Source organism: Pseudomonas sp. GM33 (genome assembly GCF_000282295.1).
GTDB classification, from domain to species: Bacteria; Pseudomonadota; Gammaproteobacteria; order Pseudomonadales; family Pseudomonadaceae; genus Aquipseudomonas; species Aquipseudomonas laurylsulfatiphila.
The window spans coordinates 1-24193 of record NZ_AKJO01000003.1 but is presented as its reverse complement, the minus strand read 5'-3'; the positions used below and the strand labels follow the sequence as shown (position 1 = coordinate 24193).

Here is a 24193-nt window from a genome sequence, read left to right as displayed (position 1 = left end):
CGATTCGGCATAGGGTAGGCGTTTACGGCATTAGACGGCGCTTCCTTGCATCGGAATAGTTGCGCCTTTTTTCGCCTGCCAGAGAGCCGCAAACACGCGTTCCGGGGCACCTTATACGGGGGGTAGATGCACTAGACTTTTTCGCCACGAGCGTTCCAGTTCGCGCATCTCCCTGAGTCAAACGCAAGTAAGGGTAAAGATATGAAGAAGGCAAAGCTTAGCCTCGCCTGGCAGATCCTCATCGGTCTGGTATTGGGGATAGCAATCGGTGCGCTGCTCAACCATTTCAGTGCCGAAAAAGCCTGGTGGATCAGCAACGTCCTGCAACCAGCAGGCGATATCTTTATCCGTCTGATCAAGATGATCGTGATCCCGATCGTCATCTCCTCTTTGATCGTCGGCATTGCCGGCGTTGGTGATGCCAAGAAGCTGGGGCGCATCGGCTTCAAGACCATCATCTACTTCGAAATCGTCACCACCATCGCCATCGTGGTCGGTCTGCTGCTGGCCAACCTGTTCCATCCGGGTGCCGGCATCGACATGAGCACCCTGGGCACTGTGGACATTTCCAAGTACCAGGCGACTGCCGCCGAGGTCCAGCATGAACACGCGTTCATCGAAACCATCCTCAACCTGATCCCGTCGAACATCTTCGCGGCCATGGTTCGCGGCGAAATGCTGCCGATCATCTTCTTCTCCGTATTGTTCGGTCTCGGGCTGTCGAGCCTGCAGGCGGACCTGCGCGAGCCGCTGGTGAAGATGTTCCAGGGCGTGTCGGAAAGCATGTTCAAGGTCACTCACATGATCATGAACTACGCCCCGATCGGCGTGTTCGCACTGATCGCAGTGACCGTGGCCAACTTCGGTTTCGCGTCGCTGTTGCCGCTGGCCAAACTGGTGATCCTGGTTTATTTCGCCATCGCTTTCTTCGCGTTCGTGATCCTGGGCCTGATCGCCCGCCTGTTCGGCTTCTCGGTGATCAAGCTGATGCGCATCTTCAAGGATGAGCTGGTACTGGCCTACTCCACCGCCAGCTCCGAAACCGTGCTGCCGCGCGTGATCGAGAAGATGGAAGCCTACGGCGCACCGAAAGCCATTTGCAGCTTCGTGGTACCGACCGGTTACTCGTTCAACCTCGACGGTTCGACCCTGTACCAAAGCATTGCGGCGATCTTCATTGCCCAGCTGTATGGCATCGACCTGTCGATCAGCCAGCAACTGCTGCTGGTCCTGACGTTGATGGTCACCTCCAAAGGCATCGCCGGCGTACCGGGCGTGTCCTTCGTGGTCCTGCTGGCCACCCTCGGCAGCGTCGGTATTCCTCTGGAAGGCCTGGCGTTCATCGCCGGTGTCGACCGCGTCATGGACATGGCCCGTACCGCGCTGAACGTGATCGGCAACGCCCTGGCCGTTCTGGTTATCGCTCGTTGGGAAGGCATGTACGACGACGCCAAGGGCCAGCGTTACTGGAACTCCCTGCCGCACTGGCGTAGCAAGGAAAAGCTGCCGGCGGGTGAAACCTCCAGCAACTGATACAAAACCTGTGGGAGCGAGCTTGCTCGCGATGACCGACTAAAGCCCGACATTGATGTCGACTGATACACCGCTATCGCGAGCAATCGAGCGTCGACCGGCTGCTCCCACAGTGATCTACGAAAGCCGCACCAGACAAACCCCGAATAAATCCGGGGTTTGTCGTTTCTGGTCACCCCGCTATCATTCGCGGATCTTTTGGGGGATTTGACTGATGCTCAATGGCCTTTGGCTTGGCTTCTTCATCGTGGCAGCCGTTTCAGCGCTGGCGCAGTGGCTGATTGGCGGCAACGCCGGGATATTCGCAGCGATGGTGGAGAGCATTTTTGCCATGGCCAAGCTGTCGGTCGAGGTCATGGTGCTGCTGTTCGGCACCCTCACCCTCTGGCTGGGTTTTCTGCGCATTGCCGAGAAGGCCGGCATCGTCGAATGGTTGGCCAAGGCCTTGGGGCCGTTGTTTTTGCGTCTGATGCCTGAAGTCCCGCCGGGTCATCCGGCCATCGGCCTGATCACCCTGAACTTCGCCGCCAACGGCCTCGGTCTGGACAACGCCGCCACGCCTATCGGCCTCAAGGCCATGAAAGCGCTGCAAGAACTCAACCCCAGCGCTACCGTCGCCAGCAACGCGCAGATCCTGTTCCTGGTGCTCAATGCCTCTTCGCTGACCCTGCTGCCGGTGACCATCTTCATGTATCGCGCCCAGCAAGGCGCGCCTGACCCGACGCTGGTGTTCCTGCCGATCCTGCTGGCGACCAGTTGCTCGACCATTGTCGGCTTCCTGTCGGTGGCGTTCATGCAGCGCCTGCGCGTCTGGGACCCGGTGGTGCTGGCCTACCTGATCCCCGGCGCCCTCGCCCTCGGTGGTTTCATGGCGTTGCTGGCGACCCTTTCGGCGACCGCGCTGGCCGGCTTGTCATCGATCCTCGGCAACCTGACGCTGTTTGGCCTGATCATGCTGTTTCTGCTGATCGGTGCGCTGCGCAAAGTGAAGGTGTACGAGGCCTTCGTTGAAGGTGCCAAGGAGGGTTTCGACGTCGCCAAGAACCTGCTGCCTTATCTGGTGGCAATGCTCTGCGCGGTGGGTGTCCTGCGGGCCTCCGGGGCGCTGGACTTCGGCCTGGACGGGATTCGTCATCTGGTGGCGTGGGCCGGTTGGGACACGCGCTTCGTCGATGCGCTGCCGACGGCGATGGTCAAACCCTTCTCCGGCAGCGCCGCCCGGGCGATGCTGATTGAAACCATGAAGACCTCGGGCGTGGACAGCTTCCCGGCGCTGGTGGCGGCGACAATCCAGGGCAGTACCGAAACGACGTTCTATGTGCTGGCGGTGTACTTCGGTGCCGTGGGCATCCAGCGCGCGCGCCATGCGGTTGGCTGCGCCTTGCTGGCGGAGCTTGCCGGGGTGCTGGGTGCAATCGGCGTTTGCTACTGGTTCTTTGGTTGATCGGCGCCGTCAGCCAGCGTCTTGAGCGCGGCCTTGCGCTCATCCGTCGGCAAGCTACCGAGCTTTTCCACGGCGACATAGAACCTGGGCCAATCGCCATCCATCTGATGGAACAGCGCATCAAATGCCGGTACCCACTGGTCGTACAAGCCAAACGGCAATAACCGGGCATTGTTCATGGGGGCATGGACCCAGGCGTCGTAGCGTTTGTCTCCAGCCCACTGACTGTCACGCAGTTGCCGGTATTCGCTGCGCAAGCGTTCGAACTCGACCGCCTTGCGCTGGCGCATCTGTTCGGTTGGCAACGGCAAGGCGTAGAGCTTTTCCAGCCGGGCGCGGGTGTCCAGCACCAACTCTGTAAACTGGTCGCGCTGACGCGCCTGTGCATTGTTATCCGGTGGCAGGTGGCGATAGGCACGCCATTGGCGAGTACCTTCCTGCTCGACGAAGGTGGCAAAGGATTCGTTGAACTCCGTGTCGTCCTTTACATAGGCGCGCTGATGGGCCAGCTCGTGAAAGATCAGCGTGGCCAGTCGCTCATCCCCCCAACCCATCATCGAACTGATGATCGGGTCGTTGAACCAGCCGAGTGTCGAATAGGCCTCGACACCGCCAATCGACACGTCCATGCCCTGCAAGCGTTGCAAGGCTGCTTCGCCGCGCGCTGCGCTCTGACTGTAGTACCCGCGGTAGGCCACGCAGCCGGCAATGGGAAAGCAGTGGTTTACAGGCTTGAGGGAAAATTCCGGCGTGACGAAGACATTCCAGACGACGAAGGGACGGCCAATGTCCGCGTACAAGCGGTAACTTTGGTTATCCGGCAGGTGCAATTGCCGGCTGGCGAACGTTCGGGCCTTTTGTGATTGCTCCAGGTGTATACGCAGTTTCTGGTCGCGCGCCGGGTCGGCAATCACGCTGGAAACCGGCTCCCTGGCCCGCAGCAACTGCAGTTGGCCGCTGGCCAGTTGGCTGTAATAGCTGATGCTGGTGCAACCGTTGAGCAACAAAAACAACACGCCCGGAAACAAAACGCGAAAAACGCGATCAAGTAACCCAAGGCTAGGAAGCGGCCTGAACACAATAATTCTTCCTTGGAGAGTCTTCCCGCAAGACTATCCCGCCTGACTGGAGCTCCGCTATGCGCACGATGATACTGACAGGAAGTCTGCTGTTGCTGGCCGGCTGTGCCGGATTCGGAATACCCCGCCATGATCCTGCGCAAGCCTGGATCGACCTGGACTCGAAGCAAGAAGATACGGCGTTGCAGGCACTGGAGGTCGATGACAAGGCCACCGACGACAAGCGCTACTTCGAGGTTCAGCCCGGTAGCCATGAATTGACAGTCCGCTACCAGTTTCCGGTGCAGCCCACCAACATCGGCCCCGACGCCGAGCCGTTGTGGCGCGATTGTCAGTTGAACGTGAAATTCAAGGATTTCAACGCTGGCGAACGCTATCAACTGCAAGCGGGGAACATTGGTTTTCGGCCGTGGGCCAAGCTCTATGATCAGCAGCGAAAAGTGATCGGCCAGGGTACCCCTGCGGGCTGTCAACGAACCTGATCGGCGTTATGCTGGATACATATCCCCTGGGACATCCATCATGCGCAGGTTGATGCTGTTACTCGCCGTCGGTGTCGTCGCGGGCTGTCAAAGCCCGATGCCGACACCTGATCCAAAAATGGCCTGGGTTGATTTTTCGACGCCCTTCCCTAACGACAAGTTGTTGATGGCCGAACGCCTGGACAAACAGCGATTGCGCGATGGGCGTTATTTCGAAGTGACGCCCGGCAGCCACGAACTGATCGTGCGTTTCGACTTTGAAGTCCCCGGCGGCGGCGGCTTGAGTATGATGAGCGGGCCCTCTGAGCGGCTGTGCTACCTGACCATCCGTTACGATCATTTCGAAGCCGGTCAGCGTTATGTACTCGAAGGCCGCTCCATTGCGTTTACCCCCGGCGCCCGCCTGTACAACGCCAAGCGCGAGATCGTCGCTGAAGACCGGGAAGCCAACTGCCTGATGTGAGATGTCAGCGGTCGTTCTTCTGGTAGATGATTTTTTTGGTGCCGTTTTCGCACGAACCCACGACCATGTTCTGGTCGTGCACTTCGTCGTTGGTGACGACTTCAAGCGTGTAGGAAGTGACGCCACTGGCCTGGATCTTGGCTTCGATCTCGGCCTTGAGCTCTTCGCAGGGTTTCGGTGCTGCGAGGGCCGACGTGGCCAGTACGCAACAGATAACCGCCAGGGCAAAACGTTTCATGGTTGAAGCTCCTTTGAGGCAGCACGCCTATTCACAGGTTTTTGCTGCTGTCATTTATTCGACCATATTATTGGCGGGCAAATCTGTCACGACACAAAAAAGATCGCAGCCTTGGGCACCTCTTACCGAATGATCCCGGCAGGTTACGCAAGGCTGCGATTTTTTCTTTGCAAAAATGAAAGATCTAGCTGACCAATGTTGCCTCCAGGCTGATCTTGGCATTCAGCACTTTGGACACTGGGCAGCCTTCTTTGGCCTTGTTGCTGAGTTCTTCGAACTGCGCCTGGCTTGCCCCGGGGATTTTCGCCTTCAGAATCAATTTCACTGCGGTGATCGCAAAACCGCCGTCCACTTGATCCAGAGTGACTTCTGCCTGGGTATCGATGCTATCGGCCTTCAGGCCGGCGTCACCGAGGATCATGGAGAACGCCATGGAGAAACAGCCGGCGTGGGCTGCGCCGATCAACTCTTCCGGGTTGGTGCCCCGGCCGCCTTCGAAGCGCGCCTTGAAGCCGTAGGGGGCTTCCCGGAGCACGCCGGTTTCTGTGGAAATCGAGCCGATGCCGGTTTTCAGATCACCTTCCCAATGGGCCGATGCTTTCTTGACGATAGCCATGCCAGTCTCCTAAAGGTCGGCGCGAAAGGTCACGCCTGCAGGGTTTTCGGTTGCCAGGATTGTGAGGATAGACGAAGGGGCAAAGTTCACTTCGTCCGATCAATCTGCTTTTTTCGCGGGATTTCTTACCTGGCTATTGAAACTCGGGTATATGCCCACATTGCATGAACACGCTTTTGGATTCGGCAGGTTTGCGTTCGCAAGAACAAACCTGCGCCCTCAATTGGAGAAGCAGGTTTATGAAACGACTGTCCGATATCAAGTTCTCGACCCTCGATCTGGTGCCGGTGCGCGAGAACGGCAGCGCGGCCCAGTCGCTGCGCAACTCGCTGGACCTGGCGCAGCATGTCGAGAAGTTCGGTTACAACCGCTTCTGGGTGGCTGAGCACCACAACATGGATGGCATCGCCAGTTCCGCGACTTCGGTGCTGCTCGGTTATCTGGCCGGTGGTACATCGACCATTCGAGTCGGTTCAGGCGGGGTGATGCTGCCCAACCACGCACCCCTGGTGATTGCCGAGCAGTTCGGCACCCTGGAAAGCCTTTATCCGGGCCGGATTGATCTGGGCCTGGGGCGAGCGCCCGGTTCCGACCAGATGACCGCACGCGCGTTGCGCCGTGAGCGCTCCGGCAGTGCCGACGACTTCCCGGAAGATGTGGCGGAACTGGTGCGCTACCTCGGGCCACGTACCCCGGATCAACGGATCATCGCCATGCCCGGAACCGGGACCCATGTGCCGGTCTGGTTGTTGGGATCGAGCCTGTTCAGTGCACAGCTGGCCGGTGAGCGCGGTTTGCCCTACGCCTTCGCTTCGCATTTCGCGCCGCGCTACATGCATGAAGCGATTCGGGTCTACCGCAATCACTTCAAGCCATCAGCCGTTTTGGACAAGCCTTACGTAATGCTCGGCGTGCCCTTGGTGGCGGCCGATACGGACGAGCAGGCCGAGTACCTCGCGACTTCGGTGTTCCAGCGGATTCTCGCCCTGATGCGCGGCCAAAGCCTGGTACAGCGTCCGCCGGTGAAGACCATGGACGGCCTGTGGCTGCCCCATGAGAAAGAGGCTGTGCACGATTTTCTTGGGTTGGCCATGATTGGCAGCCCACAGAAAATCCGCGCCAAACTCGAGGTCTTGATCGAACAGACCCAGGCTGACGAGCTGATTTTCACCTGTGACCTGTATGAGCATTCGGATCGCGTGCATTCCTACGAGCTGCTGGCGCAGGTCATGCGCGGCTGATACTCAAACGACAGGCATGAAAAAGCCGGCGCCAGGGCGTCGGCTTTTTCTTTCAGGCGAGGATTGGCCTACTTTTTGTAGACGATCACTTTGGCGCCCTTTTCGCATTTACCAACAACTTTTCCGCCGGCAGCGCTCCCTTTATCGACAATCTCCAGCGAATAACCGGAAACGCCCTTGGCATCAAGTTTCGCTGCGATTTCGGCTTTCAGCTCTTCGCATGGCTTGCCATCACCCGCCAATGCGGTCCCCGCAAGGCTCAACAAACCTACCGCCAACATAAACTTCTTCATCGGTTGCATTCCCTGGTCGGATCATAGGGGTAACCAGCCGTCAGCCGGACGCACTCATGCAGCGCTTTGCCATTCCCTATGGCATTCGGCTGGCGTGCAAGTTCAGAAGACTAGCCCAAAGTCAGCTGCTGGCAATCCGGAATCCGACTTTCAGGGTCACCTGAAAGTGCGCAGCCTTGCCGTCCCTGATGTGCCCACGGGTCTCGGTGACTTCAAACCATTCCATGTACTTGATGCTTTTGTTGGCTTCGGTCAATGCGTTGTTGATCGCATCTTCGATACTGCTGGTGGACGAGCCGACCAGCTCGACTTTCTTGTAGGTGTGATGGTCAGACATGGCGTTCTCCTTGGCGTGTGAATTACAGCCTAGCAGTGATTTTTCCTATTTCTTCTGTTGGCCGTTCTGAGAGTGAAGTTCAGATTTTCTGCACTTTCTCGAACCTCTGAAGTCCCAACCAACACACGCCACTCATCACCAATGCAGGAGAGCCACCATGGCCAACACCTCGTTACGCAAAGCCTCATTGCAAAGCATGGAAGCCGAGATCGAGAGTCTGCTCAAGTCTTTGGAAAGCCTGAAGGACGACGCCTCGGACGAGTCGCGTAAAACCCTCAAGACCCTGAAAAGCAATGCCGAGAATGCCTTGAAGCACTCGCGCCATCTGCTTGCCGACGCCTATGAAGAGGTCAAGGTCAAAACCCGCGAAACAGGGATTGCCACCCGGGACTACGCCCAGGAGCACCCCTGGACTACAGCCGGTGTCGCCGTGGGCGCATTGGGCCTGCTGGCCGCTTATCTATTGTGCAAGCGTGATTAATCTACCCGGCGCAGCTCGTTTTTCAGCCACTGCGCCAGTTGCCGGGCGCGCCCGTCCGCGGCGCGCTTGGGTAGCCACAACGCCAGTTGTGCCGGGGTTTCACTGAAGCCCCATGGCGCAACCAGGCGGCCGGCCTTCAAGTCTTCCGCCACCAAGGGTTCGGGGGCAATCGCCACGCCCAGACCCGCGACGGCGGCTTCCAGTAAGTAATACAAATGTTCGAATCCCTGACCGTACTTCAGTGCCCTGGCGTCGAGGCCGCATTGTTGCGCCCAGTTTGGCCAGGCTTGCGGGCGTGAGGTGGTGTGCAGCAAGGTTTCGTTCAGCAGTGCGCTTTCCGGCGCTAGTTTGAGCCGCTCATAGCCAGCGAACCGAGGGCTCATGACCGGACCGATACGTTCGCTGGCCAGTTCGAAAACCTGCATGTCCGACGGCCAGGGGGGCTCGGCAAAGACCAGCAAGGCATCCAGTCCCGGTCTTCGCGGATCGAGATCGCCTTCTCCGGCCGACAGGTGCAGGCGCAGGTCCGGCAGGTCGGCATTGAGTCTCCCCAGTCGCGGAATAAACCAGCGCGCCAACAGGCTTCCCGAACAACCGAGCACGAACGGAGCATCGGCCGTGCTTTGTGTGAGTTCCGCGCAGACGCTGCGCAGGCGCTCGAAGGCTTCACTGCTGGCGTCACGCAGGCGCAAGCCGGCATCTGTGAGTTTCAGGCCGCGACCGTCCTTGATGAACAGGCTGACGCCAAGGTGTTCTTCAAGCACCTTGAGCTGGCGGCTGACCGCACCATGGGTGACATGCAGCTGCTCGGCCGCCTGACTGACGCTGTTCAAGCGGGCAGTGGCTTCGAAGGCGCGAAGCGCATTCAGCGGAGGAAGGTCATGGCTCATGGGATCTGTGAGTTTTCCTGACAGGTTGTGGCGATCTTATCGGTTTTCAGGCCGGGACGTCAGGGGTAGAGTGAAGCCCACTATCTCTTTATGCATCACTTCACGCATTCAACTGGAGCGCCAAATGACCCAGCCTAATCTGCGCAACGGCCCTGATGCCAACGGCCTGTTTGGCGCGTTCGGTGGCCGCTACGTCGCCGAAACCCTGATGCCGTTGATCCTCGACCTGGCCCGTGAATATGAGTTGGCCAAGGAAGATCCTGCATTCAAGGAAGAACTGGCCTACTTCCAGCGCGACTACGTCGGACGTCCAAGCCCGTTGTACTTCGCCGAGCGTCTGACCGAGTTCTGTGGCGGCGCGAAGATCTATCTCAAGCGCGAAGAGCTGAACCACACCGGCGCGCACAAGATCAACAACTGTATCGGCCAGATCCTGCTGGCGCGACGCATGGGCAAGAAGCGCATCATCGCCGAGACCGGCGCCGGCATGCACGGCGTGGCGACGGCCACCGTGGCTGCGCGTTTCGGCCTGGATTGCGTGATCTACATGGGCACCACTGACATCGAACGCCAGCAGGCCAACGTGTTCCGCATGAAGCTGCTGGGCGCCGAGGTTATCCCGGTGGTCGCTGGCACCGGCACGCTGAAGGATGCAATGAACGAAGCCCTGCGTGACTGGGTGACCAACGTCGACAGCACCTTCTACCTGATCGGCACCGTGGCCGGTCCGCACCCTTACCCGGCGATGGTTCGCGACTTCCAGGCCGTGATCGGCAAGGAAACCCGCGAGCAGTTGCAAGCCCAGGAAGGTCGCCTGCCGGACAGCCTGGTAGCGTGCATTGGCGGTGGCTCCAACGCCATGGGCCTATTCCATCCGTTCCTGGACGACAAGAGTGTCGAGATCATCGGCGTTGAAGCGGCCGGTTACGGCATTGAGACCGGCAAGCATGCGGCCAGCCTGAACGGCGGCGTTCCAGGCGTGCTGCATGGCAACCGCACTTTCCTGCTGCAGGACGACGATGGCCAGATCATCGACGCCCACTCGATCTCCGCCGGCCTCGACTACCCGGGCATCGGCCCGGAACACGCCTGGTTGCACGACATCGGCCGCGTTCAGTACACCTCGGTGACTGACGACGAAGCCCTCGCCGCATTCCACCAGTGCTGCCGCCTGGAAGGGATCATCCCGGCCCTGGAAAGCGCCCATGCCCTGGCTGAAGTATTCAAGCGCGCACCGACCCTGCCAAAGGATCACCTGATGGTGGTCAACCTGTCCGGCCGTGGCGACAAAGACATGCAGACCGTGATGCACCACATGGAACAATCCAAGCAGGAGAAACACTGATGAGCCGCCTGCAAACGCGTTTTGCCGAACTCAAGGAACAGAACCGCGCCGCCCTGGTGACTTTCGTGACCGCTGGCGACCCGGGCTATGACACCTCCCTGGCCATCCTCAAGGGCTTGCCGGCGGCCGGTGCCGACGTGATCGAGCTGGGCATGCCCTTCACCGACCCGATGGCTGACGGCCCGGCCATCCAGCTCGCCAACATCCGTGCGTTGGGTGCCAAGCAGAATCTGGCGAAAACCCTGCAAATGGTTCGCGAGTTCCGCCAGGACAACAACGAAACACCGCTGGTGCTAATGGGATACTTCAACCCGATCCACATGTACGGGGTGCCGCGCTTCATTGCCGAAGCCAAAGAGGCCGGCGTTGACGGCCTGATCGTGGTCGACCTGCCGCCGGAGCACAACGGCGAGCTGTGTGACCCGGCCCAGGCTGCGGGCCTGGATTTCATCCGCCTGACTACGCCAACCACCGACGATGTGCGTCTGCCGACTGTTCTCAACGGCAGCTCCGGTTTCGTCTACTACGTGTCGGTGGCCGGTGTGACCGGCTCCGGTGCCGCCACGCTGGAACACGTCGAGGAAGCGGTCGCCCGTCTGCGCCGCCATACCGACCTGCCGATCAGCATCGGTTTCGGTATCCGGACGCCGGAACAGGCAGCGTCCATCGCACGCCTGGCTGATGGCGTGGTGGTGGGCTCGGCGTTGATCGACCAGATCGCCAATGCGGCAACCGCAGAACAGGCCGTCGACGGTGTATTGAGCCTGTGCTCGGCACTGGCGGATGGCGTGCGTAAGGCCCGTTCCTGAAACAGAGGAATTAGAGCCTCGCGGTACAGGCTAAACAGCAAAACGCTGTAAACCTTGTGGGAGCAAGCTCGCTCCCACAGGTCGCGGTATCAAGGCAACTCTATGCCGCCTGCTGCCTTGTGCAATTTGCGCAAATGCTCGCCAATCTGCTTCACGTTGGCTTCGTTGGCGGCCATTTCGGCGGCACGACCCGGTTCGAGCAACGCTCTCACCTCCTTGTCCAGGTCCCCGGACAGCGCCAGCAGCTGCTTCTGGCGCTGGCTGCTTTCCGATTCCAGATGCTCCCACTCGCTCGGCTGTGGCAAGCCATAACCGTTGGTGCCCAGCAGTTCCGCAGGACGGCTGAGGAAGCCGCTATTGGCGAGAATGTCCTTGAGCGTTTCGTTGGCCTTGTCCATGCCGCCATTCTGCAATTCCCGGGCGCCCAGATAGCGCTGCTTCACTTCATCCTGAGCCAGCAGCAATTGCTGACGGAAGCTGGCCTGCTCCAGCAGGAGCAACGCCGCGCTGGTGCGCAGGTCCGCCTGCTCGAACCATTGCCGACGTTCCGCGGCTTTCAAGTCCAGCCACTCTTCGACGGTTTCCTGTTTGATCGGCAAGTGCTTTTTCAGGATTTCGAACATCGCCTGATAGCGTTCGCGGAAGGAATCGAAACGATAACCCAGGCGCAAGGCTTCCCGCGGATCGTCCAGCACACTGGTGTCCGCCAGCCCTCGACCTTTGAGCACTTCCAGCAAACCGTTGGGCATGATGTTGTCGAGCCCTACCAGTTTCGGGTTGTTGGTGCCGCCACGCAGCAATTTCAGTTCTTCCACCGCGCAGTTGTTCGACAGGAAGAAGTAGTTGCCGTCGTAGCTCCAGTGCATCTCGGCGGCACGTTCCACCACGTCTTCAATTTCTGTGCGCGACAGGTTCAGGGGCACGGAGGCCAGGCTGCGCAGTTCGGTCTTGGTATATTCGTCGATGACCTGGGACAGCGGCAGGATAAACAACCGCGACGGGTATTTGCCGACCAGGCCATCCCAGCTCGACAACTGTACGTCGCCGACGAAGGCGCGATACGACAGCACCAGATGCTGGTCCAGGTCCAGCCGACAATCCGGGCCACGGGGGCGGCCCGGCGCGCAGATCACCAGACGCAACATGCTGTGGCCCCAGCGGCTGAACAGGTTCTGGTTGGCCTCGGCCAGCAGATAGTCAACGGCATAGACCCGCTCCGGATCGACCTGCCCCAGCGGTGTCTTGGCGAAGTCGTTGCCGGCATTGAGGAACGCGACGGTTTTGCTGCAGGTATCACTGGCGGCGGGTGCCCAGCCGAAATGCTCTTTGTAGTAGCGATACAGTGCGGGACGGCGGCAGGCGTAGCTCGGGTCGAGGAGGAAATACTCCATGTTGACCGCGACGAACTCCTTGGGACTGCTGGTCTCGTAGATATCCGGACTGCGGGCAATCTGGCGATTGTGCTGTTCGCGTTCACCCCGACGGCCTACGTATTGCTGCCAGCCGGCCAGGTCGAGCAGGCGCGGATCGTCGCTGAGGGTAAAGCGCCGATCGGACTGGCCCCGACATTGGTCGGGTATGCCAACCAGCCCTGAGCTGTTGTTGCGCCGGGTGCAGCGCTGAATCAGCTTGCGCTCGTCATCCGGCCACAGGCGCGAACGGTCGTAGATGTGAGTCAGCTCGTGCAACACAGTGGCCAGCATTTCCCGGCGCACGGTGCCATGGGGGCGATGGGTTTTTTTGCTTGCGGCGCTGCCATCGGTGAGGCCGGCCAGCAGGTTGCGGTTCAGATCGAGCTCGGACACCAGCGATGCCTGGCCGTAGGCATTGCGCGGCATGTCATCGGTCCAGCCGACGACGATACGTCGGTCCAGCTGCTCGATGAAGCGTGGTGGAAGCGCCTGCATGGCTTCATCAAGCAACGCCTGGCTGGCTTGCTGTTGCGCGGGCGTCAGGCCTTCGGTCTTGAGTTGTAACTGCAGGCCTGCGTGGGCCGTGTTGCCGAGCAGCAACAGGGCCCCGGTCAGCAGCCAGGCGCGTGGACACCTCACAGTGCGAGGATGGCTTCGGCGAGATCCTGATCGCTGGCGTCGCGCGCTTCGGGCACGCGGGTGCGCAGCAAGTTGAAAGCGGACTCCAGGTGAGCGCCACGAATGTCGCCATCGCTGGCGACGAAACTGGCGGCGTCGTCCTGGGCTTCGCGTACGATTTTCGAATCGCGAATGGACGTGGTGGTGTCGGAGGTGAAATCGAGGGTGCGCTGGGTCGCGCGGATCAGGATGTTACTGGTGGCAACCAGAGTATGTGCCTGGGCCACATCGGCCAACAGCAGCAGGCCGAGGATGGCAGCAATCAGCGGGTTACGCATGGAACGAACTCCAGAAAAGCAGGGATAACTATTGGACGAGAATTGCTTGCGCCAGTTCAAGGTCGCTGGCATGAAGTTTTGCCTGGGTCTGGCGCAGATACCGAAGGGCCGACTCCAATCGTGCGCCTCTCAGTTGGCCGTCACTGGCAATGAATGCCGCGGCATCATCGTGGGCGGCGAGCAGTAGTTTATGGTCGAAGGGGGCGGAGGTCACGAGGCTTGTGGCGTAACCACTGGCGACGGTGCCCTGGGTGGACAGGTTGAAGGCGTCATAAGCGTGGGCTGATGCGCAGTAACCCAGGGTGAGAAAGACTGGCGTGATCAGGAAGCGGGAAGGAAAACGCATGAGGCTCGACAGTTGAAAGTGAGTCCCAAGGCTAGCGCAAGGGCCGGTCTAGAGCCAGCGCCGAAACATTGGGGCACGTTGGACGTGCCCCATGTCTGTACCGCCGTTTAGATCGTCAGGATCGCCTGCGCCAGTTGTGCGTCTGTTGCACTCAGTTGTGGCGCCTTATGGCGAATGTGATCGAGGGCGCTTTCCAGCTTCACACCGCGGATGGAGCCTTCGCTGGCGACGAAGCTGGCGGCGTCGTCACGGGCGGCGAGGACGATCTTGTCATCCTTGAACGACGACGAAACGATGTTGGTGGTCGCATCGGAGGTGGCCTTGAGTGCGTTGACCACCGCATCCGTGGTCACGATGAAGCTGGAGGCTTGGGCACTGGCAGCCACGGCAAACAGAGCCGCGGCGCTAAGCAGGCGAAGACGGGACATGGGGTAACTCCTTTTGGTAGACCATTTGAAATATGGCGCAGTGTCTGCAAAATCAGACGCCAGGCACTCGGCGTTCGCCACGTTCTGAAGTGATATTAGGCCTGTATGTGTCGGTTCGAACAGTCCTGACCCTGTATGCAGGAAGTCAACGCCAGAACGGTTTATCCAATTCATGGCTGCGGTCGGCGTGGCTGATACCCAGATCCGCTAGCTGGCGATCATCGAGTTGAGCCAGCAAACGTCGCGTTCTCGCCCTTTCCAGGCTGGCGCAGAGCCCTTTGAGCAGCCCTCGAAGCCTCTGCTGGCAAGGTCTCGATTGAGCCGATGGAATGGAAAAATCCTGTACGTTCTTCATGGCACGGTCCCTGTCCTGATAAGTGGAGAGCTCCATGCTGACACCCGCCGAATAGTCACTACAGACACACAGAGGCTAAATTGTACTCATTCAGTTTGTTGTTTTTGAAAACTGTACTGGTTGTCGGGGTAGTCTTCTGTAAGACCGGGTTTGCCGGGCCAAAACGACAAAACCCGTCGTGGTTGCCCACGACGGGTTTTGTTTTTTCAATTCGGGTTGCTGGCGGTGGACCTTAAGGTCAGAGCCAGCGACGCTAACTTAGCGCCAGAACGGCTTGCTCAGCTCTTCGTAGCGTTGTGCTTCGCTAATCCCGGCGTCAGCCAGCAGACGCGAATCCAGGCGAGCCAGTTGATGGCGGCTGGTAATGCGGCGCTGCCACAACATCAGGTTGGCGATAACGCGCAGAGGCAGGGAAGCCTGGGTTTTTGCAGCAGTGTCTTCGAAAAACAGATCGGAACTGAGTGTACGTTCCATGGTGGTCATCCTTCCGCTTGTGGCGGGATTAGGTAGTGGTTTAACTGGTGCCCATGATCCTCTTGTTTGCCTAGTCTCTGTAGATACAGTTCATCTGTATTGTGAGAGCTCAGTTAACTGTTTATAGGGGGTGTACTGGTCGAAATTGAGGCAACTGTACCTGTCTGCACTGTTTGAGTGCAAAAATGTTGTTTTACCCCGATGAGGCAGGAATTTTCCGTAGGAAATGACCAGTACAGCAGTACAGTTTTTTTCATATTGTGAGAGCGGCAAGTGCAAGCTGGCGAAACTGTGTTTGCGCCAGCTGCTATCTGTAGCAATTACTTCTTCAGCATGCGCCCGGTTTCTTCCAGGTTTATGTGCCAGCTGAGTGCGTCACGCAGGATGTGCGGGGTGTGTCCGCCGATGGCGCACGCTGCAGTGAAGTAATCATTCAGCGCCTGGCGGTAATCCGGGTGCACGCACTTGTCGATGATGATCCGCGCACGCTCCCGGGGCGCCAGGCCTCGCAAGTCCGCCAGGCCCACTTCGGTCACGAGGATGTCGACGTCATGTTCGGTGTGGTCAACATGGCTGACCATCGGCACCACACTGGAGATCGCACCGCCCTTGGCGATCGACTTGGTCACGAACACGGACAGGTGCGCGTTGCGCGCAAAATCGCCCGAGCCGCCGATGCCGTTCATCATCCGGGTGCCGCAGACGTGGGTGGAGTTGACGTTGCCGTAGATGTCGAACTCCAGCGCCGTGTTGATGCCGATGATGCCAAGGCGGCGCACGACTTCAGGGTGGTTGGAGATTTCCTGCGGGCGCAGGACGAGTTTGTCCTTATAGCGCTCCAGGTTGCCGAACACATCGGCGTTGCGCCGGCTCGACAGGGTGATCGAGCTGCCCGAAGCAAAGCTCAGCTTACCGGCGTCGATCAGGTCGAAAGTCGAGTCCTGCAGCACCTCGGAATACATCGTCAGGTCTTCGAACGGCGAGTCGATCAGGCCACACATCACCGAGTTGGCGATAGTACCGATACCGGCTTGTAGTGGGCCGAGCTTGTTGGTCATGCGTCCAGCGGCCACTTCCTGTTTGAAGAAGTCGATCAGGTGGTCGGCAATGGCTTGGGTCTCGGCGTCTGGCGCCAGCACCGTGGAGGGTGAGTCAGCCTGATTGGTGACCACGATGGCGACGATTTTTTCCGCTGGAATCGGGATGGCGGTGCTGCCAATGCGGTCGTCCACTCTGACCAATGGAATCGGAGTGCGGGTCGGGCGATAGGTCGGGATATAGATGTCGTGCAGGCCTTCGAGGTTCGGATTGTGCGCCATGTTGATCTCGACGATCACGTGCTTGGCGAAAATCGCGAAGCTGGCCGAGTTGCCTACCGAAGTGGTTGGCACGATATGCCCTTGCTCGGTGATCGCAACGGCTTCAATCACGGCGATGTCCGGCAGTTTCAATTGCTGGTTGCGCAATTGCTCCACGGTTTCCGACAAGTGCTGGTCGATGAACATGACTTCACCGGCGTTGATCGCCTTGCGCAGGGTGCTGTCGACCTGAAACGGCATGCGTCGCGACAGGACGCCAGCTTCGGTCAGCTGCTTGTCGAGGTCGTTGCCCAGGCTGGCGCCAGTCATGAGGCTGATCTTCAGCGGCGTGACCTTGGCGCGCTCGGCCAGCGCCTGAGGAACGGCCTTGGCTTCGCCAGCGCGAGTGAAGCCACTCATGCCGACGGTCATGCCGTCCTCAATCAGAGCGGCAGCGTCGGCAGCGCTCATCACTTTGTCCAACAACGAAGGCAGGCGAATACGGTCACGGTACATGGATTGTTATCTCGGGCAACAGGTAGCAGGACGTGCAGTCTAGTGAATTGCGTCGACTTCTGTCCCGCTACCAAGGTCGCAATCGAGGCGTCTATTCAGGGCCTTTCAAGCAAAACACCGTTACCGGATCGGTAATAAAAGAATAGTTTGTCCGACGATTTGCGCAAACAAAAACGCCCCGACGAGTCGGGGCGTTCTGTGTGCCGCAGAGGATTAGTCGACGGCTTTTACCATGTCTTCGATGACCTTTTTGGCGTCACCGAACACCATCATGGTTTTGTCCAGGTAGAACAGTTCGTTGTCCAGGCCGGCATAGCCGCTGGCCATCGAACGCTTGTTGACGATGATGGTCTTGGCCTTGAACGCCTCGAGGATCGGCATGCCGGCAATCGGCGATTTCGGATCGTTCTTCGCGGCCGGGTTGACCACGTCGTTGGCGCCCAACACCAGCACCACGTCGGCCTGACCGAACTCGGAGTTGATGTCTTCCATCTCGAACACCTGGTCGTAAGGCACTTCGGCCTCGGCCAGCAACACGTTCATGTGGCCTGGCATACGACCGGCAACCGGGTGGATCGCGTACTTCACGGTCACGCCGCGATGGGTCAGTTTCTCGGTCAGTTCCTTCAACGCGTGCTGCGCCCGTGCTACCGCCAGGCCGTAGCCCGGAACGATGATCACGGTGTCGGCGTTGGTCAGCAGGAAAGTCGCGTCGTCAGCCGAGCCGGATTTCACCGGACGGGCTTCCTTGGCGCCTGCCGGACCTGCGTCGGCTGTATTGCCGAAACCGCCGAGCAGTACATTAAAGAAGGAGCGGTTCATCGCCTTGCACATGATGTACGAGAGGATCGCACCGGACGAGCCTACCAGCGAACCCGCGATGATCAGCATCGAGTTGTTCAGCGAGAAGCCGATACCTGCCGCTGCCCAGCCGGAGTAGCTGTTGAGCATCGACACGACCACTGGCATGTCCGCGCCACCGATCGGGATGATGATCAGCACACCCATGATGAAGGCCAGGGCCAGCATCAAGGCGAAGGCGCTGAGGTCGCCGGTCAACATGAAGGTGATGCCCAGGCCCAGGGTGGCCACGCCGAGCAGCAGGTTCAGTTTGTGTTGACCGGTGAACTGTACCGGTGCGCCCTGGAACAGACGGAACTTGTACTTGCCCGACAGCTTGCCGAAGGCGATTACCGAACCGGAGAAGGTGATCGCACCAATGGCGGCACCGAGGAACAGCTCCAGGCGGTTACCGGCCGGGATCGCGTCACCCAGTTGCGCGACGATACCCAGCGACTGCGGCTCGACGACCGCCGCAATGGCGATGAACACCGCGGCCAGGCCGATCATGCTGTGCATGAAGGCGACCAGTTCGGGCATCTTGGTCATTTCAACGCGTTTGGCCATGATCGAACCGGCGGTGCCGCCGATCAGCAGACCGACGATCACGTAGACGATACCGTCATGGGCCAGTTCGGCACCTAACTTGTAGATCAGGCCGACCGTGGTGAGGATCGCCAGGCCCATGCCGAGCATGCCGAACAGATTGCCGCGACGCGACGTGGTGGGATGCGAAAGGCCCTTGAGCGCCTGAATGAAGCAAACCGAGGCGATCAAATACAGGGAAGTAACCAGGTTCATGCTCATGCTTGCTGCACCTCAGCCTTGACTGCATCGGCCTTGGCAGCCGGAGCTTTTGCCGGGGCCGCTTTCTTCTTGAACATTTCCAGCATGCGCCGGGTGACCAGGAAGCCACCAAACACATTGACCGCGGCCAGGGCCACGGCCAGGGTGCCCATGGTCTTGCCCAGCGGGGTCACAGTGAGGGCGGCGGCGAGCATGGCGCCGACGATCACAATGGCCGAGATGGCGTTGGTAACAGCCATCAGTGGCGTGTGCAGTGCAGGTGTTACGTTCCAGACCACGTGGTAGCCGACATAGATGGCCAGCACGAAGATGATCAGGTTGTAGATACCGTGAGAGATCAGCATGTCTTCCATTGTTTTTATCCTCAGCCGTTCTTGCGCACGATCTGGCCGTCGCGGCACATCAGGCACGCGGCGACGATATCGTCTTCAAGGTTGATCACCAGTTGTCCTTCTTTATCGAACAACAGTTTCATGAAGTCCAGCAGGTTGCGTGCGTACAGCGCCGAAGCATCGGCCGCCACTGCGCCCGCCAGGTTGGTCGGGCCAACGATGGTCACGCCGTTTTCGACGACCACCTGATCGGCCACGGTCAGCGGGCAGTTACCGCCCTGGGCGGCCGCGAGGTCGATGACCACCGAGCCCGGTTTCATCTGTGCCACGGTTTCTGCGCTGAGAAGCGTCGGTGCCTTGCGGCCGGGAATCAGTGCTGTGGTGATGACGATGTCAGCTTGTTTGGCGCGCTCGTGCACGGCTGCGGCCTGACGCTGCATCCAGCTGGCCGGCATCGGCCGGGCGTAACCACCGACACCAACGGCGCATTCACGCTCTTCGTCGGTCTCGTAAGGCACGTCGACGAACTTCGCGCCGAGGGATTCGATCTGCTCTTTCACCGCAGGACGCACGTCGGAGGCTTCGATCACCGCACCCAGGCGTTTTGCCGTAGCAATGGCCTGCAATCCGGCCACGCCGGCACCCAGGATCAGCACGCGCGCCGCTTTCACGGTGCCCGCAGCTGTCATCAACATCGGCATGAAACGAGGGTAATGGTGAGCGGCCAGCAAGACAGCCTTGTAACCGGCAATGTTGGCTTGCGACGACAGCACATCCAGGCTTTGGGCGCGGGAGGTACGTGGCGCAGCCTCCAGGGCGAAGGCGGTAATGCCGCACTCGGCCATCTTGGCGATGGTTTCGTTGTTGAACGGATTGAGCATACCCACCACAACGGTGCCGCTTTTAATCAGCGCCAGCTCGCTGTCGCTGGGGGCGACCACCTTCAAAATCAGCTCTGCTCCAAACGCATCATTGGCGCTGCCAATGGTTGCGCCTGCCGCTTCATAGGCACTGTCGACAACGCTGGCATTAACGCCGGCGCCGCTTTGTACAGTGACCTTATGACCCTGGCTGATCAGCTTCTTGATGGTTTCCGGGGTTGCAGCAACCCGTGTTTCACCGGTCTGGGTTTCGAGAGGAACACCAATGTGCACGTCAAATCTCCTGCGTGATCTTATTGAGTAAACCCATGCACTACGGATGGTGCGGCTGGGGCGGCCGATCAGCACGATCCCGCCAAATCAGGGCGGGGCGCGGCATTTTGCAGGCGAACTTTGTGCCCTTCAAGGGATTATGACGGGTGACGGAAAATTAACTACAAGTCACCCCGTGACCGAATGTCGCAACCAACCGGCTCGATCCCTTGCAGACCGTGCTTTACAAGGATTCTGGTCGAAATTGAAGAATTTATACATCGGCCGTATGAATGATGCGGCATCGCCTCGAAATAGTGGCGCAAAGCCGCATGATCAGGCGCTTGTGGGACGTTTGTACGACTTTTCGATACAGTTTGCTGTTATGCGACAAATCCGTATATCTGTAGGGATTTGTTTTTGCTGACTACGGGGTCAGGTAACGTGGGAAAGCCTTTACTCCTCTAGGCTGTAGCTGTGCGCCTGGTTTACCAGCCAGTCGCGAAATGCCCTTAAAGACGCGGATTCGACCTTTCGCTCAGGAATCATCAGGTAATAAGCCTTGATGCTGGACAGTGCTTGCGGGTTGGCGATCACCAGACGTTTTTCTTTCAACTCCCTTTGAATCAGGAACGGCGGAATCAGGGCAATGCCCATGTCATGCATGGCCGCCTGGGCGAGCATGGAGAATAGCTCGTAGCGGGGGCCTGTCATGTCTCGCGGGACATTCAGGTGTTGGGAATCGAACCACTGACGCCAGGCATAAGGACGGGTGGTTTGTTGCAGCAGGGGCAAATCGGCGATTTCGCCGGGCGTAAGGCTGGTCTTGTTTGCGAGCAGGCTGGGGCTGCAAACGGGCATCGGATTTTCACCCATCAGCCTGTGGGATTCTGTACCCGACCAATCCGCGTCGCCGAAGTAGATCGCGGCATCGAAATCAGTGTCGGCGAACAGGAACGGGCGTGTGCGGTTGGTCAGGTTGACCGTCACTTCCGGGTGCTTGTGCTGGAAGTCCTTGAGCCGTGGCAGCAGCCATTGGGTACCGAAAGTCGGGACCACGGCCAATTCGATTACGTTGGTGCCCTGCTGACCCATCACGGACAAGGTGTCGCGCTCAACCGCATCCAGTTGAGTGGCGACCCGGCGGCTGTAGGAAAGCCCGGCCTCCGTCAGCTTCACTCCACGCCGCGAACGTCGGAACAGTTCTACGCTGAGGAACTCTTCAAGGCTGGCGATCTGTCGGCAAATCGCCCCCTGGGTCAGCGAAAGTTCCTGGGCGGCCTTGGTGAAGCTTTCATGGCGCGCCGCGGCCTCGAAGCTGATCAGGGCGGTGGTGCTGGGTATCTTCCTGCGCATGTACGTCAACCTCACTAATGCATCGCATAAAAGCTCTTTTGCGATGTTTCGGAGTGAGAAATTAGCACAACAGTATGCGAAATCCTCGTTTGCCGTAGCGTCGATCCAGGCCTAGGATCAGTCCACGTTATTTGACCCGATTCGAGAGGACACACACATGGGCGGTAAAGCTAGCTTCAACTGGATCGATCCCCTGCTGCTGGATCAACAGCTCACTGAAGAAGAACGCATGATTCGCGACACGGCTGCGCAGTTCGCTCAGCAGAGCCTGGCGCCGCGCATTCTTGAAGCTTTCCGCCATGAGAAGACCGACCCGGCGATCTTCCGCGAAATGGGCGAAGTGGGTCTGTTGGGCGCAACCATTCCTGAGCAGTACGGTGGCAGCGGCCTGAACTACGTCAGCTATGGCCTGATCGCTCGCGAAGTCGAGCGTATCGACTCCGGCTATCGCTCGATGATGAGTGTTCAGTCCTCGCTGGTGATGGTGCCGATCAATGAGTTCGGTACCGAAGCGCAGAAGCAGAAGTACCTGCCGAAACTGGCCTCGGGCGAGTGGATCGGCTGCTTCGGCCTGACCGAGCCTAACCACGGTTCCGACCCGGGCGCGATGATCACTCGTGCGCGCAAAGTGGAAGGCGGCTACAGCCTCACCGGCAGCAAGATGTGGATCACCAACAGCCCGATTGCCGACGTGTTCGTGGTCTGGGGCAAGGACGATGCCGGCGACATCCGTGGCTTCGTTTTGGAGAAAGGCTGGAAAGGCCTGAGCGCTCCGGCGATTCACGGCAAGGTTGGCCTGCGGGCATCGATCACCGGTGAAATCGTCATGGACAACGTGTTCGTGCCCGAAGAGAACATCTTCCCGGATGTCCGTGGCCTGAAAGGTCCTTTCACCTGCCTCAACTCGGCACGGTACGGCATCTCCTGGGGCGCACTGGGTGCGGCCGAGTTCTGCTGGCACACCGCTCGCCAGTACACCCTGGATCGTCAACAGTTCGGCCGTCCATTGGCAGCCACTCAGTTGATCCAGAAGAAACTGGCCGACATGCAGACCGAAATCACCATGGCGCTGCAAGGCTGCCTGCGTCTGGGTCGTATGAAGGATGAGGGCACTGCTGCAGTCGAAATCACTTCGATGATGAAGCGCAACTCCTGCGGCAAGTCCCTGGACATCGCGCGCATGGCTCGCGATATGTTGGGTGGCAATGGCATCTCCGATGAGTTCGGCGTTGCTCGCCACCTGGTGAACCTGGAAGTGGTGAATACCTATGAAGGTACTCATGACGTCCACGCGCTGATCCTCGGTCGTGCGCAAACCGGCATCCAGGCGTTCTATTAACAGGAGGACGTCCATGGGCGCGCTATCGCATCTACGGGTACTGGATTTATCGCGGGTGCTGGCCGGACCTTGGTCCGGGCAGATCCTGGCCGACCTCGGCGCCGAAGTGATCAAGGTCGAGCGTCCCGGTAACGGTGATGACACGCGCGCCTGGGGGCCGCCGTTCCTTAAAGATGCTTATGGGGAAAACACCAGCGAGGCCGCCTATTACCTGTCGGCCAATCGCAACAAACAATCGGTCACCATCGACTTCACTCGCCCCGAAGGCCAGAAGCTGGTGCGTGAGCTGGCGGCGAAGTCGGACATCCTGATCGAAAACTTCAAGGTTGGTGGTCTGGCGGCCTATGGCCTGGACTATGAATCGCTGAAGGCGATCAATCCGGACCTGATCTATTGCTCGATCACCGGGTTTGGCCAGACCGGTCCTTACGCCAAGCGTGCGGGTTATGACTTCATGATCCAGGGGCTGGGCGGTCTCATGAGCCTCACGGGGCGACCTGAAGGCGAAGAAGGCGCGGGGCCGGTGAAGGTTGGCGTGGCGCTGACGGACATCCTGACCGGGCTGTACTCGACTGTAGCGATCCTGGCTGCACTTGCGCATCGGGATCACGACGGCGGGGGCCAGCATATCGACATGGCGCTGCTGGACGTGCAGGTGGCCTGCCTGGCCAACCAGGCCATGAACTACCTGACGACAGGCAATGCGCCTAAACGCTTGGGTAATGCTCATCCGAACATTGTGCCCTATCAGGATTTTCCTACGGCGGATGGCGATTTCATCCTTACCGTCGGGAACGACGGGCAGTTCCGCAAGTTCGCGGAAGTGGCCGGACAGCCGCAGTGGGCGGACGATCCGCGTTTTGCCACCAACAAGCTGCGGGTGGCGAACCGCGCGGTACTGATTCCGCTGATCCGCCAGGCAACGGTGTTCAAGACCACCGCTGAATGGGTGGCGCAGCTGGAGCAGGCGGGCGTGCCTTGCGGGCCTATCAATGACCTGGCGCAGATGTTTGCCGATCCTCAGGTCAAGGCACGCGGGTTGGCCATCGAGCTGCCGCATGCGCTGGCGGGAATGGTGCCTCAGGTGGCGAGCCCTATTCGTCTGTCCGAAACCCCAGTGGAGTACCGGTTTGCGCCACCTCTGCTGGGTGAGCATACGCTGGAGGTATTGCATCGGGTCCTGGGGCTGGATGCAGGAGCGGTGTCTGCGCTCAAGGCGTCTGGCGTGCTCTGATTGCTCTCTTCTATATAGGGAAGCGCTTTTGCTTCTCTATATAGGTCTCAAATCAGGCGTTTTAGCGCTTTCTGCAAGTTATTGATAGAAGAGCAAAATCAGTGCTTGACGGCAGA

At 59.3% G+C, this 24193-nt stretch carries 27 protein-coding genes; 10 read left to right on the top strand and 17 right to left on the bottom strand.

Annotated features, from left to right (window positions below):
- Positions 1–201: 201 nt before the first annotated feature.
- Together gltP and PMI26_RS29125 are read left to right on the top strand one after the other, a co-directional pair.
- Complete coding sequence (gene gltP / locus PMI26_RS29120; RefSeq protein ID WP_007969779.1) at positions 202–1533, top strand: glutamate/aspartate:proton symporter GltP; 1332 nt, start codon at positions 202–204, stop codon at positions 1531–1533.
- 214 nt (positions 1534–1747) lie between these two features.
- Positions 1748–2977, top strand: coding sequence for a nucleoside recognition domain-containing protein (locus tag PMI26_RS29125; RefSeq protein ID WP_007969778.1), 1230 nt, complete (start codon positions 1748–1750; stop codon positions 2975–2977).
- Here PMI26_RS29125 and PMI26_RS29130 read toward each other — a convergent pair.
- Positions 2959–4056 carry an aminopeptidase gene (locus tag PMI26_RS29130; protein ID WP_007969776.1) on the bottom strand — a complete coding sequence of 366 codons (1098 nt, stop codon included), beginning with the start codon at positions 4054–4056 and terminating at the stop codon, positions 2959–2961. The two genes, PMI26_RS29125 and PMI26_RS29130, sit on opposite strands and share 19 nt — an antisense overlap.
- 59 nt (positions 4057–4115) lie before the next feature.
- Between PMI26_RS29130 and PMI26_RS29135 the strand changes: the two genes are divergently transcribed.
- Positions 4116–4538, top strand: coding sequence for a PA0061/PA0062 family lipoprotein (locus PMI26_RS29135; RefSeq protein ID WP_007969774.1), 423 nt, complete (start codon positions 4116–4118; stop codon positions 4536–4538).
- A 40-nt stretch (positions 4539–4578) separates the two neighbouring features.
- Positions 4579–5001, top strand: coding sequence for a PA0061/PA0062 family lipoprotein (locus PMI26_RS29140; RefSeq protein ID WP_007969772.1), 423 nt, complete (start codon positions 4579–4581; stop codon positions 4999–5001).
- 4 nt (positions 5002–5005) lie between these two features.
- Here the strand turns inward: PMI26_RS29140 and PMI26_RS29145 are convergent, their stop codons facing one another.
- Together PMI26_RS29145 and PMI26_RS29150 are read right to left on the bottom strand one after the other, a co-directional pair.
- Complete coding sequence (locus PMI26_RS29145; protein WP_007969770.1) at positions 5006–5239, bottom strand: DUF1161 domain-containing protein; 234 nt, start codon at positions 5237–5239, stop codon at positions 5006–5008.
- A 184-nt stretch (positions 5240–5423) separates the two neighbouring features.
- Positions 5424–5855: an OsmC family protein gene (locus PMI26_RS29150; protein WP_007969768.1), complete on the bottom strand. Its 432-nt coding sequence runs from the start codon at positions 5853–5855 to the stop codon at positions 5424–5426.
- 239 nt (positions 5856–6094) lie between these two features.
- Between PMI26_RS29150 and PMI26_RS29155 the strand changes: the two genes are divergently transcribed.
- Positions 6095–7096, top strand: a complete 1002-nt coding sequence (locus tag PMI26_RS29155) for an LLM class flavin-dependent oxidoreductase (RefSeq protein WP_007969767.1) — start codon at positions 6095–6097, stop codon at positions 7094–7096.
- Positions 7097–7164: 68 nt separating this feature from the next.
- Here the strand turns inward: PMI26_RS29155 and PMI26_RS29160 are convergent, their stop codons facing one another.
- Both PMI26_RS29160 and PMI26_RS29165 read right to left on the bottom strand, forming a co-directional pair.
- Positions 7165–7389 carry a DUF1161 domain-containing protein gene (locus PMI26_RS29160; RefSeq protein WP_007969766.1) on the bottom strand — a complete coding sequence of 75 codons (225 nt, stop codon included), beginning with the start codon at positions 7387–7389 and terminating at the stop codon, positions 7165–7167.
- Between the two features lie 121 nt (positions 7390–7510).
- Complete coding sequence (locus PMI26_RS29165) at positions 7511–7726, bottom strand: dodecin (RefSeq protein ID WP_007969765.1); 216 nt, start codon at positions 7724–7726, stop codon at positions 7511–7513.
- A 157-nt stretch (positions 7727–7883) separates the two neighbouring features.
- Between PMI26_RS29165 and PMI26_RS29170 the strand changes: the two genes are divergently transcribed.
- A complete protein-coding gene (locus tag PMI26_RS29170; RefSeq protein WP_007969764.1) occupies positions 7884–8207 on the top strand; it encodes a DUF883 family protein in 324 nt (107 codons plus the stop codon).
- Here PMI26_RS29170 and PMI26_RS29175 read toward each other — a convergent pair.
- Positions 8204–9097, bottom strand: coding sequence for a LysR family transcriptional regulator (locus tag PMI26_RS29175; protein WP_007969762.1), 894 nt, complete (start codon positions 9095–9097; stop codon positions 8204–8206). The two genes, PMI26_RS29170 and PMI26_RS29175, sit on opposite strands and share 4 nt — an antisense overlap.
- 124 nt (positions 9098–9221) lie before the next feature.
- Between PMI26_RS29175 and trpB the strand changes: the two genes are divergently transcribed.
- On the top strand, positions 9222–10442 hold the full coding sequence (gene trpB / locus PMI26_RS29180) for a tryptophan synthase subunit beta (protein ID WP_007969761.1): 1221 nt from the start codon (positions 9222–9224) through the stop codon (positions 10440–10442).
- A complete protein-coding gene (gene trpA / locus PMI26_RS29185) occupies positions 10442–11251 on the top strand; it encodes a tryptophan synthase subunit alpha (RefSeq protein WP_007969759.1) in 810 nt (269 codons plus the stop codon). Before trpB ends, trpA begins: the two co-directional genes overlap by 1 nt.
- An 89-nt stretch (positions 11252–11340) precedes the next feature.
- Here trpA and PMI26_RS29190 read toward each other — a convergent pair whose 3' ends face one another.
- The 11 genes from PMI26_RS29190 to PMI26_RS29235 form a co-directional block, all read right to left on the bottom strand.
- On the bottom strand, positions 11341–13302 hold the full coding sequence (locus PMI26_RS29190) for a DUF7844 domain-containing protein (protein WP_007969757.1): 1962 nt from the start codon (positions 13300–13302) through the stop codon (positions 11341–11343).
- The gene (locus PMI26_RS29195) at positions 13299–13619 is read right to left on the bottom strand and encodes a DUF2388 domain-containing protein (protein ID WP_007969755.1); all 321 of its coding nucleotides are present in this window, start codon (positions 13617–13619) and stop codon (positions 13299–13301) included. Before PMI26_RS29195 ends, PMI26_RS29190 begins: the two co-directional genes overlap by 4 nt.
- Positions 13620–13647: 28 nt before the next feature.
- Positions 13648–13965, bottom strand: coding sequence for a DUF2388 domain-containing protein (locus PMI26_RS29200; protein ID WP_007969754.1), 318 nt, complete (start codon positions 13963–13965; stop codon positions 13648–13650).
- A 107-nt stretch (positions 13966–14072) separates the two neighbouring features.
- Positions 14073–14393: a DUF2388 domain-containing protein gene (locus tag PMI26_RS29205; protein WP_007969752.1), complete on the bottom strand. Its 321-nt coding sequence runs from the start codon at positions 14391–14393 to the stop codon at positions 14073–14075.
- 145 nt (positions 14394–14538) lie between these two features.
- The gene (locus PMI26_RS30190; RefSeq protein ID WP_081500920.1) at positions 14539–14748 is read right to left on the bottom strand and encodes a DUF1127 domain-containing protein; all 210 of its coding nucleotides are present in this window, start codon (positions 14746–14748) and stop codon (positions 14539–14541) included.
- 258 nt (positions 14749–15006) lie between these two features.
- Positions 15007–15222 (bottom strand): DUF1127 domain-containing protein, encoded by a 216-nt coding sequence (locus PMI26_RS29210; RefSeq protein WP_007969750.1) that lies wholly within the window; start codon positions 15220–15222, stop codon positions 15007–15009.
- Positions 15223–15542: 320 nt separating this feature from the next.
- The gene (locus PMI26_RS29215) at positions 15543–17036 is read right to left on the bottom strand and encodes an acetyl-CoA hydrolase/transferase family protein (RefSeq protein WP_007969749.1); all 1494 of its coding nucleotides are present in this window, start codon (positions 17034–17036) and stop codon (positions 15543–15545) included.
- A 213-nt stretch (positions 17037–17249) separates the two neighbouring features.
- Entirely contained in the window at positions 17250–18683 is a 1434-nt protein-coding gene (locus PMI26_RS29220) for an NAD(P)(+) transhydrogenase (Re/Si-specific) subunit beta (RefSeq protein ID WP_007969748.1), read from the bottom strand.
- Positions 18680–19036, bottom strand: a complete 357-nt coding sequence (locus PMI26_RS29225; protein ID WP_007969747.1) for an NAD(P) transhydrogenase subunit alpha — start codon at positions 19034–19036, stop codon at positions 18680–18682. Before PMI26_RS29225 ends, PMI26_RS29220 begins: the two co-directional genes overlap by 4 nt.
- 11 nt (positions 19037–19047) lie before the next feature.
- On the bottom strand, positions 19048–20169 hold the full coding sequence (locus PMI26_RS29230; protein ID WP_007969746.1) for a Re/Si-specific NAD(P)(+) transhydrogenase subunit alpha: 1122 nt from the start codon (positions 20167–20169) through the stop codon (positions 19048–19050).
- Positions 20170–20604: 435 nt separating this feature from the next.
- Complete coding sequence (locus PMI26_RS29235) at positions 20605–21504, bottom strand: LysR family transcriptional regulator (protein ID WP_007969745.1); 900 nt, start codon at positions 21502–21504, stop codon at positions 20605–20607.
- A gap of 157 nt (positions 21505–21661) precedes the next feature.
- Between PMI26_RS29235 and PMI26_RS29240 the strand changes: the two genes are divergently transcribed.
- Entirely contained in the window at positions 21662–22843 is a 1182-nt protein-coding gene (locus tag PMI26_RS29240; protein WP_007969743.1) for an acyl-CoA dehydrogenase, read from the top strand.
- A gap of 13 nt (positions 22844–22856) precedes the next feature.
- Positions 22857–24077, top strand: a complete 1221-nt coding sequence (locus tag PMI26_RS29245) for a CaiB/BaiF CoA transferase family protein (RefSeq protein ID WP_007969741.1) — start codon at positions 22857–22859, stop codon at positions 24075–24077.
- The last annotated feature ends 116 nt before the right edge of the window (positions 24078–24193 follow it).